Source organism: Shewanella sp. 10N.261.52.F9, from assembly GCF_041471165.1.
Classification (GTDB): Bacteria; Pseudomonadota; Gammaproteobacteria; order Enterobacterales; family Shewanellaceae; genus Shewanella; species Shewanella marinintestina.
In genome coordinates this window covers 174,798-188,114 of the sequence record NZ_JBFRNX010000014.1, presented here as the reverse complement: position 1 = coordinate 188,114, position 13,317 = coordinate 174,798, and the positions used below count along the sequence as shown (strand labels likewise).

Annotated in this window: 13 protein-coding genes; 5 read left to right on the top strand and 8 right to left on the bottom strand. The window is 41.7% G+C overall.

Annotated features, from left to right (window positions below):
• The first annotated feature begins 61 nt into the window (after nucleotides 1–61).
• The 4 genes from AB4298_RS11880 (at nucleotide 62) to AB4298_RS11865 (ending at nucleotide 4,296) form a co-directional block, all read left to right on the top strand.
• Complete coding sequence (locus AB4298_RS11880) at nucleotides 62–280, top strand: YgaP family membrane protein (protein WP_249000840.1); 219 nt, start codon at nucleotides 62–64, stop codon at nucleotides 278–280.
• A 22-nt stretch (nucleotides 281–302) separates the two neighbouring features.
• Nucleotides 303–701: a rhodanese-like domain-containing protein gene (locus AB4298_RS11875; RefSeq protein ID WP_249000841.1), complete on the top strand. Its 399-nt coding sequence runs from the start codon at nucleotides 303–305 to the stop codon at nucleotides 699–701.
• 665 nt (nucleotides 702–1,366) lie between these two features.
• Complete coding sequence (locus AB4298_RS11870) at nucleotides 1,367–3,787, top strand: S8 family serine peptidase (protein WP_249000842.1); 2,421 nt, start codon at nucleotides 1,367–1,369, stop codon at nucleotides 3,785–3,787.
• A gap of 188 nt (nucleotides 3,788–3,975) precedes the next feature.
• A complete protein-coding gene (locus AB4298_RS11865) occupies nucleotides 3,976–4,296 on the top strand; it encodes a VF530 family protein (RefSeq protein ID WP_249000843.1) in 321 nt (106 codons plus the stop codon).
• A gap of 89 nt (nucleotides 4,297–4,385) precedes the next feature.
• Here AB4298_RS11865 and AB4298_RS11860 read toward each other — a convergent pair whose 3' ends face one another.
• The 7 genes from AB4298_RS11860 to AB4298_RS11830 form a co-directional block, all read right to left on the bottom strand.
• Complete coding sequence (locus AB4298_RS11860; protein WP_371986873.1) at nucleotides 4,386–5,198, bottom strand: hypothetical protein; 813 nt, start codon at nucleotides 5,196–5,198, stop codon at nucleotides 4,386–4,388.
• A 97-nt stretch (nucleotides 5,199–5,295) separates the two neighbouring features.
• Nucleotides 5,296–5,925, bottom strand: a complete 630-nt coding sequence (gene ribA / locus AB4298_RS11855; protein WP_371986872.1) for a GTP cyclohydrolase II — start codon at nucleotides 5,923–5,925, stop codon at nucleotides 5,296–5,298.
• Between the two features lie 215 nt (nucleotides 5,926–6,140).
• Nucleotides 6,141–6,497: a YibL family ribosome-associated protein gene (locus tag AB4298_RS11850; RefSeq protein ID WP_220780593.1), complete on the bottom strand. Its 357-nt coding sequence runs from the start codon at nucleotides 6,495–6,497 to the stop codon at nucleotides 6,141–6,143.
• Nucleotides 6,498–6,661: 164 nt separating this feature from the next.
• A complete protein-coding gene (nrdG, locus tag AB4298_RS11845; protein WP_249000846.1) occupies nucleotides 6,662–7,126 on the bottom strand; it encodes an anaerobic ribonucleoside-triphosphate reductase-activating protein in 465 nt (154 codons plus the stop codon).
• Nucleotides 7,127–7,234: 108 nt separating this feature from the next.
• On the bottom strand, nucleotides 7,235–9,352 hold the full coding sequence (gene nrdD, locus AB4298_RS11840) for an anaerobic ribonucleoside-triphosphate reductase (RefSeq protein WP_371986870.1): 2,118 nt from the start codon (nucleotides 9,350–9,352) through the stop codon (nucleotides 7,235–7,237).
• A 400-nt stretch (nucleotides 9,353–9,752) separates the two neighbouring features.
• Complete coding sequence (locus tag AB4298_RS11835; protein ID WP_371986869.1) at nucleotides 9,753–10,472, bottom strand: hypothetical protein; 720 nt, start codon at nucleotides 10,470–10,472, stop codon at nucleotides 9,753–9,755.
• A gap of 44 nt (nucleotides 10,473–10,516) precedes the next feature.
• A complete protein-coding gene (locus AB4298_RS11830; RefSeq protein WP_371986868.1) occupies nucleotides 10,517–10,969 on the bottom strand; it encodes a MarR family winged helix-turn-helix transcriptional regulator in 453 nt (150 codons plus the stop codon).
• A 179-nt stretch (nucleotides 10,970–11,148) separates the two neighbouring features.
• On the opposite strand from AB4298_RS11830, the gene AB4298_RS11825 reads away from it, so the two are divergent.
• Nucleotides 11,149–12,147 (top strand): NADP-dependent oxidoreductase, encoded by a 999-nt coding sequence (locus tag AB4298_RS11825; RefSeq protein WP_371986867.1) that lies wholly within the window; start codon nucleotides 11,149–11,151, stop codon nucleotides 12,145–12,147.
• 95 nt (nucleotides 12,148–12,242) lie between these two features.
• Here the strand turns inward: AB4298_RS11825 and rssA are convergent, their stop codons facing one another.
• On the bottom strand, nucleotides 12,243–13,235 hold the full coding sequence (gene rssA / locus AB4298_RS11820; RefSeq protein WP_371986866.1) for a patatin-like phospholipase RssA: 993 nt from the start codon (nucleotides 13,233–13,235) through the stop codon (nucleotides 12,243–12,245).
• Nucleotides 13,236–13,317 lie beyond the last annotated feature (82 nt).

Here is a 13,317-nt window from a genome sequence, read left to right as displayed (position 1 = left end):
AATATCAATAAAGAGCCAGTCAAACGCCCTATAAATTAAACTATCGGTATAAGGAGATTGTATGTCTATTGAAAGAGCAATTATGGCATTTGCAGGATTTATGGTTTTGTTGTCAGTTATGCTAACTATATGGATTAACGATAATTTTATCTGGCTCACAGTTTTTGTTGGAGCAAATTTATTACAAAGCGCCTATACTGGATTTTGTCCGGCAGCCATAATTTTGAAGAAAATAGGCTTTGAAACTGAAGCCCAATTAGCGACTGCCACTAAAAATTAAACCATAATATATAGGTACATTGATGAGTAACGCTTTAAATACGCTGCTGAAACTGCCAGTAAAAATAACATGGTTGTTAGGATTAAGTGTGCTGCTTATGCTGGTTAGCACATTTTCAATGGCTGCCGATCAAGATGCTAAAGTTACCTGGCAAAAAATTGAAGCTGGGGCTCTAGTAATTGATGTGCGTACCCCTGGAGAATTTGCTCAAGGCCATTTACCTAACGCAATCAATATTCCCTATCAGCAGATCACAAGTGAGTTGACCACCAAGGAAATTGCAAAAGACCGCTCTATCATCGTGTACTGTCGCAGTGGTAATCGCAGTGGGATCGCCAATAAAATGCTAGTCACTGACGGCTACAGCAATGTCTACAATGGTGGGGCTTATCAAACGTTAATGAATGCAAAGCCCAAATAATTCAACTTCGGCTGCTCGTAGCAAATACCGAAATAGATTTAAGGCAATTAAAAGCGTGCGATTCCCTTTTAATTGCCTGTTTATATAAGATTGGCGCTATCTTCGGCACTTTTATCAAGGTATTTATCTAAAAACTTGGCCCAACCTTTTCATGTATCTCATTGAGATATATTAATTCCAACTGTAATAAACCTACCTTGTTGTAACGTTAAATTTATCCCCCTAAGTTCGAGCATAAAACAAACTTAAATATTGATATTTGGACTTAATTTAGCAGTTAAAACTAATGCGTTAGTCACCTATTGGTATAAGTTATAACCAAAATGTGTGGTGATAATTTAACCCATAATTTCAAAAGCTTAAATTTAGCTAACACTAATCTAGTTGATTCTGCTTATTTTATACAAAAATTCGCAGCACCTCACCCTGAGAATAAAAACAATACAAATTCGAATTAAAAACCATTAAAGCTCAAAAGTGGTGAATACCTATTCAGTGTAAACAATTAATTCCAACTAGGCACTTTTATCACCAACCGATTAACAACTTGTTTACAAAGTTTTCACGTACAGATACATTTATTGTCGCTGAAGCATATATTTGAATTATGTTCTGCAAAAATTATAAAAAACAAATAAATATCCTGAATAACATGGAAGACAGTAATGACTACAAGAAATGTAACTCAAGCAGCGTTATCGCTTTCTGTGCTTGCACTTGCGGTTTCTGCAAGTGTAAGTGCAGCTCCTTCATTTGACCCTAACCTTGGCGTGAATAGCGCGCAAATAAGCAATGATAATCCTTTGCCAAAGCGCTATATCGTTAAGTTTAAAAACGCCAATGCAGCTGCTGGCTTCGTACAATCCACTGATAGCATGCAAGATGCTCAATACGAGCCTAGAACAAATGAAGTTTTTTCTCACTTTCGTGCTCTAAATAGCGTTTCAGCTAAAGAGATGAAACGAATTGGTCGCACTAATAGCTACTCAGTTAAACTCGATAACAACAACATTCAAGCCTTAAGATTCCGCTCAGATGTTGATTATGTTGAAGAAGATGTGCCTCGCCGTCTATTATCTGAAACTACGCCTTGGGGGCAAACCTATGTAGGTGCAACGAGCCTGAGTGATAGCCAAGCAGGTAACCGTACCATTTGTATTATCGACTCTGGATACGATAGAGGCCACAATGACCTCAATGCCAATAATGTCACAGGTACTAATAATTCAGGGACAGCAAACTGGTTCGATCCAGGAACAGGCAATGCTCACGGTACTCACGTAGCCGGCACTATTGCTGCAATAGCTAACAACGAAGGGGTTGTTGGTGTCATGCCAAACCAAAATGCCAACATCCACGTTATTAAAGTATTTAACGCGTCGGGTTGGGGTTATTCATCATCACTGATTTCAGCCGTAGACACTTGTGTGAATAATGGAGCCAATGTTGTGACTATGAGCCTTGGCGGTTCTAGCTCAAGCAACAGCGAGCGAAATGCCTTAGCCGCTCATGAAAGTAATGGTGTTTTACTTATTGCAGCTGCAGGTAACGACGGTAACGCCACCCATAGCTACCCAGCCTCTTATGACTCTGTGATGTCAGTTGCTGCAGTCGACAGTAATAAAGATCATGCCGCATTTTCGCAATATACCGATCAAGTTGAGATCTCTGGTCCCGGTGAAGCGATTTTATCTACTGTAACCCGAGGTGAAGGCCGCCTAGCAGACATTAATATTGGTGGTCAGTCTTACTTTGATAATGGTGTTGTGCCTCATAATCGCTACGTACAATCTGGTTCTAGCCACGTAAGCTCGCCATTTATCGGCAGTGCAACAGGCGTTTTGGCAGAATGTACAATTAATGGCAGTACATTTAATTGTGGCAACATGAGTAACAAAGTTTGTTTAGTCGAACGCGTTGGTAACCAAGGTACTAGCTACCCTGAAATCAATGCAGTAAAAGCTTGTGCGACAGCCGGAGCAACCGCAGCTATTGTTTACAGTAATAGCACCCTACCCGGTTTACAAAACCCATTCCTTGTAGATAGCAATAACGAAGCCCCATTAGTGTCAGTTTCAGTTGACCGTGCTACGGGTTTAGCACTTAAAAACCAACTAGGTAGCAGTGTTACGGTTTCTAATACTGATAATGAAGACTATGAGTATTACAACGGTACATCAATGGCAACCCCTCATGTATCGGGCGTAGCAACATTAGTTTGGAGTCATCACACTCAATGTAGTGCAGAACAGGTTCGTAATGCACTAAAAGCAACTGCAGAAGATTTAGAAACTGCAGGCCGTGATAATAAAACGGGTTTTGGTTTAGTAGACGCAAATGCAGCTAAAGCCTATTTAGACCAATCTTGTGATGGTCCAACAGACCCAGGAACAGGGCCTGGTGACAACGTATTAGTCAATGGTGTCACTAAGGCAAACCTTGCAGGCGCTAAAGGTGATGAGCTGTATTACTCAATAGATGTACCAGCTGGTGCAACTGATCTGAGCTTTAATATGAGCGGCGGAACAGGCGATGCAGATCTATACGTTCAGTATGGCGCATCTCCGACAAGTAATAGCTATGATTGTCGTCCATGGAAAAATGGTAACAATGAATCATGCCCTATCACTAATGCGCAATCTGGTACCTATTATGTGATGGTACAAGGTTACAGTGCATTTAACTCAGTGAATTTAGTTGCTAGCTTTAATGAGTCAACTGGTGGTGGTAATACCGGTGGCCCAGCAACATACACCAACACTAACAGCTACAATATTCCAGATAACAGTAGCGTTGGCGTTGAAAGTGTCATTGCAGCAACGCGTACAGGTGATTCTGGGAACGTTACAGTCAAGGTTAACATCAGCCACACTTATATTGGCGATCTACAGGTTGAGCTTCATAGCCCAACAGGCCAAATTGCAGTTTTACATGACAATTCAGGTGGCAGCAGTAATGACATTATCAAAACATATACTGTAGATATGTCAGGTGTTGGTTCTGCTGGTGACTGGAAACTAAAAGCTGTTGATAGTGCGCGCCGTGATACTGGCAGCATTAACTCATGGGAACTCAGCTTCCAATAAACTTGCAGTAGCAAAATGATTAAAGAGAGCTTAATAAGCTCTCTTTTTATTTAGGGGTGATGACGTCAATGACATAGGTTGAGTCATGCCAATTGCAAGCCGTATTCAATCTATAAAGATCTGCCACAAATAAGCTGATATAATTAGCTCATTCAGGTAAGTACCAACAAGATGATTGCAACCACACTATGACCCAAGCAAACAATCCACTCCACGGCATAAAGCTCGAAGATTTATTAACTGATCTTGTTGATCACTATGGTTGGGAAGAGCTAGGCAGCCGTATTGATATCCGCTGCTTTAATCATGATCCAAGTATTAAATCTAGCCTCAAGTTTTTACGTAAAACCCCATGGGCAAGAGATAAAGTGGAATACCTTTACTTGAAAATGAACAAGCTACCTTTACCTGCACCTAAAGCGTACAGTGATGAACCCGCCATAGCTAAGCCTGTGAAGCAAAGAAAACAACTGCCAGCTGCTAATATAAAGATCTGGGGCGACAGGTAATCACCGACGAAGATAGACGTGAATAGGTTGGTTTGATTGATAAACCAACCTATTGCTAATTCCCGTCATTAGCTTAAGTTAGATTAGCACTATATCGGGAACTCAAAGATTAAGCGCCAAACCTCCACTCCATCTCCTGCACGATAACTCAAGCCAAAACGTTCAATATTAATCAAGTCCCAACCTACTGGTTTAGAAAAAGCGAAAGTCATTCCAACCTCATAGCTATTGGCGACTAATACATCGTCCTCAAAAGGTGTAGTAAACTTTAAGCGGTCAAAGTACCAATAACCCGCCACAAAAAATCGCGGTTCGACCTCGACCCCTTTCACTTGAAAATAATAGTTCGTACCGATATCAACACCTGACTGCAGCGCAGAATAGGTCTCGCTACTATTGTCATTTAATGTGGTATAGCCAGCAAAGAAAACGCGATTAACCCAAATGGGCGATGTGTCGCCAAGTTCAAAATCAAGTAAGCTCGACATCCCAGCAGAATAGATCATGACGTCATTGCTATTGGTAAAGTTAGTACCAAAGCCTAGATCGGCATAGGTTTGAAACTCATGAGTGTCTGACGTTTTAACTCGGTACTCAATACCAGGAGTAATAGCGAGAGTTCCAACACTAGACGGAAAGTCACCGTCTGGTAAGTCACTCCAAGTAAAATTGAAAAAACCCATAGAAACAGGAGTATTAAGCACTAACGATTCAGTATCGCTCCGTTGTAAGTCAAAGCTTAACGGGATATTAGCGACGGTCGCATTTTGACCAGAGGTTCGATAAATTCCACTACCAAGATAATTAGCAAATGCGTAATGGCTATAATCAACTTCGGTCTCAGCCTTAACGGATAAGGTATACAGCGGCAGTAATAAAACAAGGTAACGCAAACGGGCCATAAACAAACTTTATATAAAATAAAATGTTAATTGATAGCCCGAATATAGCGATATAGAGGGGTAAAAGCCATGAGAATTGACGCTTTATCCGAGCAAGTTAATCTTCACTCGCTTTAGGATCAGTCTCAATAAAGTGATGTTCTGACATCATATGACCTAATTGAGTCGATTTGGTCTTCAGATAATCTTCATTATAACGATTCTTACCCACTTGCAGTGGAACTCGCTCTACCACTTCAAGACCAAAGCTTTGCATGGCTTTTACTTTACGTGGATTATTAGTCATTAAGCGTACTTTTGCGATTCCGATTTTTTCCATCATAGGAATAATCATATCGTATTTACGCATGTCAGCTTCAAAGCCTAAACGCTCGTTAGCTTCAACCGTATTTGCACCTTGATCTTGCAACTCATAAGCACGGATTTTATTAAGCAAGCCAATACCACGCCCTTCTTGGCGTAGATAAAGAATAAAACCTTGGCCTTCTTCCGCAACATTTTGCATTGCGGTTTGCAACTGAAAACCACAGTCACAACGCAAACTAAATAATGCATCACCGGTTAGACATTCTGAATGAATACGCCCTAAAACAGGGACGTCTGGAGAAAATGTACCAAAGGTAAGTGCTACATGCTCTTTACCCGTCTCACTATCTTCAAAACCATGCATTTCGAAAACACCCCAAGGTGTTGGTAGTTTTGAAGACGCGATGTATTTAATCGACATGAAAAAACCTTAACGACAACTCTCATTCCTTGAGACTGCAAACGTCCTGATAAAGAAAATAAATGGCTTGAGACGAAACTCTTGCTAGCTCTATGATTTAGTCAGTTTAAGGTGTCATTGATTTTCAAATTCACCTTAACTGTCTTCGAGCCAGCATAAGCTTACTATCTAGTGATAACCTTGAAGCGGCTCACTAAATGAATAACTAAAAGTACTTAAAACTCTTTTGGTGCGAAACCTGTGACTTGTTTAATACCCATTTCACGGCCTAACGCCGTCATAGGGTGAACAACCACAAGTCCTTTAACCGATTTTTTCAACTTACCCATGTCGGCTTGTTCTGCTTTGGTCAATACACGGCTAAACTTAAGGCCTGCAACAGTACCGCCTTGTTTGCTTAGTTCACGTGTTTGCTGACCTTTCACGCTACTGATCCGCTTAGTGATAGCTGCAATTTCTTGCTTAAACTGGATCACAACTGTTGGATCGCTGCGCTTTTCAGCTGCTGCTAGCTTACGACGAAATTTGTCTAACTTATCGTTGAGCGTTTGCAGCTCCTGCTTTAAATTCATTTACAAACCTTAAATTCAAATCTAAATAACACGTTTAGAAACAAAAACAGCCTCAGTGATCTGACGCCGTTTTCTATTATTGCCACATTATAACAGCAAATAAACCAGTTTTACCTAGGTTTATAGTGAAACAACATACAAGTTGCTTCGCACCATTAGCGTATTTATCGCAAATAATGGATTGTCTGGTTACTACTACCTCTAAAAACCAAGCTAGGATCGGCAAGCTCTTGCTCAAACTTACCATCGACAACCACATTAACTAAATCCACAACAGCTTGTTGTTCTGCGCTTAATTCTTCTAGACGATAGCCCGTCCAAAGCCAGATATCCTTAGCTGGACATTGCTCTATAACTTGCTTTACCAGCGCTAATATCGCTGCAACATTGGCAGGAAATAGTGGGTCACCACCAGAGAGTGATAAACCACGTCGTTTAATTCGATTATCATTCAAATCATCAATAATACGTTGTTGCATCTGCTCGTCGAACAAATGCCCTGAACAAGGGTTCCACGTCGACTGGTTATAACAACCACGGCACTGATGCTCACATCCTGACACAAATAGTGTCGCTCGCGTGCCCGGACCGTTGATCACATCGGTTTGATAATATTGATGATAATTCATAATCAATTAATTCCAGCTAGAAAACAAAAAAGGTGCTGAACACAGCACCTTAATTTTAGCTAACACACATTGAAGCATTAGCCGTTTTACCTACATTGAGTACAAGTACTATAGGTGTTTAACGCGGCGCTTAACTTCTTCTTGTTTACCGTAGTTAAACGGTCTTGCATCTGGACTACCTAAGTAACCACACACACGGCGAGTTACCGATACGCGGCTTGGCTCATGGTTGCCACACTTAGGACAAGTAAAACCTTTACTTGTACAGCTAAACTCGCCGGTATATCCGCAGTCATAACACTCGTCAATCGGTGTATTAGTACCGTAATATGGCACTTTGTGGTAGCTATAATCCCAAACGTTTTCTAATGCTTCAACGTTATTTTGCATGTTAGGGAATTCGCCGTAACAGATGAATCCACCGTTAGCTAATTCTGGATACGGCAATTCAAAGTCAATCTTGTCGTACGGATTAACCTGCTTTTCAACGTCCAAATGGAAGCTGTTAGTGTAATAACCTTTTGCTGTCACGCCATCAACCACACCAAATACTTTAGTGTCTAATGCGCAAAAACGACTACATAGGTTTTCACTTGGAGTACTGTATAGGCTAAATGCATAACCAGACTCAGCTTTCCAGCTATCGGTTGCCTGCTTCATATGCTTGATCACTGCAATCGCTTTCTCACGTAGCACTTCGCTATCGTAAATATGCTCTTCAGTACCATAAAGCGCATTAATTGTTTCGTGTAGGCCAATGTAACCTAAAGAAATTGATGCACGACCATTTTTAAAGATTTCTGATACATCGTCATCAGCCTTTAAGCGCACGCCACAAGCGCCTTCCATATAAAGGATAGGAGCAACACGTGCCTTAACGCCCTCAAGACGAGCAATACGAGTATCAAGAGCTTTACGAGCCATCTCTAAACGCGTATCTAAAATCCGGTAAAACTCAGCCTCGTCACCTTTAGCTTCAAGAGCGATACGTGGCAAGTTTAAGCTAACTACACCTAGGTTGTTACGGCCTTCGTGGACTAATTCGCCATCTTGCTCATAAGTACCTAAGAAGCTACGGCAACCCATAGGCGTCTTAAATGAACCAGTTACTTTTTCAACTTGTTCATAGTTAAGGATATCTGGGTACATACGAGTTGAAGCACACTGCAGAGCAAGTTGCTTGATATCGTAGTTACAATCGCCGGCTTTATGGTTAACACCGTCGCGAATTGCAAATACTAACTTAGGAAATACTGCTGTTTTACGGTTTTTACCGAGACCAGCAATACGCACTTTCATCATTGATTGCTGAATTAAACGAGATTCCCAAGAGATACCTAAACCAAAGCCAAAAGTAACAAATGGCGTTTGGCCATTAGCGGTATGCAATGTGTTTACTTCATACTCTAATGACTGAAATGCGTCGTGACACTCTTTTTCAGTTTGTGCTTTAGCAAATGCTTCAGCGTCGCTAATTTCCCACTTAAGCGCCACTTGATAGTGCTTATCGTAACTCTTAGTCACAAATGGTGCTAATACCTCATCGATGCGGTTAATGGTTGTACCGCCGTAGATGTGGCTAGCAACTTGCGCAATAATTTGCGCAGTTACTGCTGTCGCTGTCGAAATAGACTTAGGCGTTTCGATTTCAGCATTACCCATTTTAAAGCCATGGGTTAACATGCCGCTTAAATCAATTAGCATACAGTTAAACATAGGGAAGAATGGTGCATAATCTAAGTCATGGTAATGAATTTCACCTGACTCGTGAGCCGCAACCACATCCTTTGGCAAGATATGGCATTTGGCGTAATGCTTCGCCACGATACCTGCAAGTAGATCGCGTTGAGTCGGAATAACTTTTGAGTCTTTGTTGGCATTTTCATTTAACAATGCCGCATTACTTTGCTCAACAAGACCACGGATCTCAGTGTTTAAACGGCTGCTCACTTCGCGATGAACATCTCTATCATGACGATACTCAATGTACATACGTGCAAGTGATTTATAAGGGCCTTCCATCAGCAAATTTTCAACAGTATCTTGCAGATCATGGATCTTAACTTCGTCTAAATCAGCCACACTAGCAGTAACAATTTCAGCGACCTGTTGTGCATAGTCAGTGCACTCAATGCCTGCCGAGTTAGCAGCTGCTATCACGGCATCTTTAATCCTTGTTTCGTCAAAAGGCGTACGGTAACCATCCCGTTTAATAACCACTGGCATTGTATAAATCCTCTTTAGGTCGCTCAACTAAGTAACACTACATATAGTGCCACTTTTTCTATAAATCACAATATGTGGCGCATTAAGCTATAAATTTGCGTTAAGTACTTTGATCCAGATCATTATTTTAAAAGAGGAAGACAATAAGAAAACAGTTATGCAAATAAACCCGCTTATCTAAAATAATGGCCTTGACGAAGGCAAAGAAGCGGGCTAGAAGCAGGATAATTGAGGTATAAATTGTGGATAAAAATCAACAGAAATATCCGCCATTGCAGCTTGCTGACTGCAACCTATTGGCTAGTTTAATAAAGGTAAAGCGATTAGCACTAAGAGCTTATCTCTGTGGAGTCGTTTTGACTGATGATAAAGTGTAATTCAAGACAAAAAACGGCTCAGTTTAGTGACGACTTGCCAATGCAAGGTAACTATTAAGCTGACCATTGTCTTGTTGATGATCGCCAGTCATCGAGGTTAACTGCATTAACGACTTGATCCCTTGGTAGTGGTTTCTTTGCTCATCAGTTAATGGTCTGTCTGACTGCAGCAGCTCGGTAATCTGGCTAGAAACACGATTGGCCTTTTGCGCAACGAGTGGAGATTGTGAAATTTCCATTGTGCCCATCACCCACTTCGCATCATCTAGCATCTCTGCCAATTTTTTATCTTCTTCGTTATTAGTGAGTGCGCTACGCTGCTCATCAATAAAGTCTGATAATGACTGATTGTCGGCGGGCGGAATATCAAACCCACTGCTAGATAAACGATTCAATTGCCCTTCTGACAAAATACCATCTTGATATAAGCGTTGAATTAAAGATGGCAGTTGCGCCGAAGTGAAGTTACCACCTTTGAAGAAGTCATTAGCCATAGCTTCTATTTTTTGGGCGCGTTCAGCGCGGCCGGACAAAACTAAGGTATTATCCTTTGTCGTCAGCTCGCTTGCTGCCGACTCCGCTGATTTAGCGCCTGAACTCCCCACCCTAGCAGTATTACCGACATTTGACTGACCACTATTAACACCGTAAGCGTCAGATACTGCATTATTGTTGATTGCGTGATTAATACTGCTCAGTGGATTCATCGTCAAAATGTCGGCGTAATAAAGAGATACTGCCAATAAAGCATTTAACGTGCCGACTTATCGATTTGCAAAACAAGTGATTACTTTTGCGTCAATTCTTGTGTCAAACTTAGACATAGACCTCTAAGCTGCTCAACCTCTTGTGCTGTCATATCGACTTTATCTAGCAAGGTTTGTTTTAGGGCTTGTGCTTCTACTTTCAAATCAACCCCTGCAAGAGTTAAAGCAATCACTTTCTTCCGCTCATCGGTCTCATCAGCGAGGCGCTGCAAAAAACCCTTACTTTCTAATCGTTTAACAATCGGCGTTAAGGTTCCCATATCAAGGCGAGTTGATTGCGACACTTGGGTTAGGTTCACTCTGTCACTTAGCCAAAGCGCTTGCATCACTAAATATTGTGGGTAAGTAAGTTCATATCTTTCAAGTAATGGACGATAGGCTCGCATTAGTGCATTGGTCGCAGTGTAAAGTGCAAAGCAAACATTGTCAGAAAGGCTAGCATTAGAAGATCGTGTTACGTCGTTTTCGGTCACTACAAGTAAACTTTAGTTAGGCGAGATAACGCTAATATTAACCCACATAAATCACTAACACTAGCCAGCATTAGTTATATTTGCGAGCAAGTAGTTTGCGCGCAAACTATTTGCAATTTCAAATGTGTTTATCTATGATGCATACAATTACTTTGCGCACAAACAAATTAAGGGAAGATATGAAAAGCCAAGTCATTCAACTAAAGTCTCGTCCAGAAGGCATGCCAGTAGCAGATAACTTTAACCAAGCAGAGCTTACGCTAGAAGCTATTAAGCCGGGTGAGTTTTTGGTGAAAAACTTATGGATGTCTGTTGATCCTTATATGCGTGGCCGCATGATCGATAGAAAAAGTTATATTGCTCCCTTTGAAATTGGTAAAGCTTTAGATGGCGGTGCTATTGGAGAAGTGATTGAGTCACTCAACCCTGAATTTCCTATCGGTAGCAAAGTTACCAGCATGCTTGGTTGGCGCAGTCATTATGTCACTGACGGTAGCGAAATAACACGTCTACCAGAGACCCCACTGTGTGAATCACACTTTTTAGGCGTATTAGGTATGCCGGGAATGACCGCATGGACAGGGCTTAACCGTATTGCCGAGTTAAAAGCTGGCGAAACTCTTTTTGTATCAGCCGCTTCAGGAGCCGTAGGCAGTGTTGCCGTACAAATTGGTAAACTTATGGGCGCACGTGTAGTCGCCTCTGTAGGGAGCAATGACAAAGCGGATTATCTGCGGAAGTTAGGCGTAGATGAAGTTATAAATTACAAAACCTGTAGCGATTTAAATGCTGTACTCGCCCAAGCAGCACCTGAAGGTATTGATGTTTACTTTGAAAATGTCGGTGGCGACCACCTTAGTGCAGCATTAAACAATATGAAAGATCATGGCCGAATTGCAGTATGCGGCATGATTGCCCAGTATAATGACACGGCGCCAACACCGGGGCCAAGTAATCTTGCACAGATCATTATCAAGAAACTGAAAATTGAAGGTTTTATTGTATTTGAGCACTGGGAGCATTATGGCGAGTTTGCAGCGCAAATGGGTCAATGGTTAGCAGCCGGTAAAGTCCATGCTGAGCAAACCATCTATGAAGGCTTAAGCCAAGCACCAGATGCCTTTATCGGCCTATTTGAAGGCAAGAACCGTGGCAAGATGGTGGTTAAACTAGGCTAATCAAATATTAGCGGTGGAAATTTAAAGAACAAAAAGGCGCTATTTGCGCCTTTTTAATTTTACAAAATCACCTTTCAATAGAATACTGTTCGATTCTACGATTTCGCAATGTCAGTAGAATGCTGTGCAAGCGCCGCTTCAATCAAATGCGCCACTTTTTCAACTGCTGCTTCACCTGCTGCAATTGCCTCTTCAGCACGATGAAACTCCATAGTACCAATATCGCCTAAATCCGGAACGATACAGATATCAGGCGGATCGCCCATTAAACGCGCGCGTTTATGGCGCTGCTCAAGTATATCCATCGATTGTGACATTACCGCTAACATACCCGGATTAGGATTTTGTTGGCTATTAGCCTTACCACCAAGAGAGAACTTTTCAGTTAAACCACTAATGTAATCTCGACCTCTAGCTAACAGATCAGTAAAACCTTTGTCTTGATGCTTTTCGGCTTCTTTTACTTCTTCAACCGTTGGTTTATCGCTTTTCATATTCACAGGCAATACTTGCATGCGCCCGCGCTTTAAACCATGCAAGTCGACTGCAATCACCAAATCAACGTCCATTGCGCGGCTTACAGAAACTGGTACAGGGTTAACCACTGCACCGTCAACCAACCATCGACTGCCCACTTTTACCGGTGGCAAAATGCCGGGCATAGAGCAAGATGCTCTAACGGCGTGGCGCAGGTCACCTTCAGTAAACCAAATCTCCTGGCCTGAATACAGATCCGTTGCTACTGCGGCAAACGGCCTTTTTAGGTCAGTAATTTGCAAATCACCAATCCGTTTTTGCAGTACATCAAATACACGCTCACCGCCAATTAAACCACCGCGTCCCCAGCTTAAATCCATTAAACCTAATACGTCCCAACTACTAAAACTGCGAACCCAATCTTCAAGCTCTTCAAGATGATCATTAGCATAAGCAGCGCCGACTAATGCCCCAATCGAACAACCAGCGATTTTATCTGGATAAACGCCCATCTTTGCTAGGCCGTTAAGCACACCAATATGTGCCCAACCTTTAGCCGCGCCGCTGCCTAACGCTAACCCAATTCGTACAGCTTGTTTATTTGTCGACACTCTTTAATGACTCCACAACTCAATTTAACCAGCAGGTATAGGGTTTAATCATCTGTAACTTACAAAAGAAAATTGCTTAATT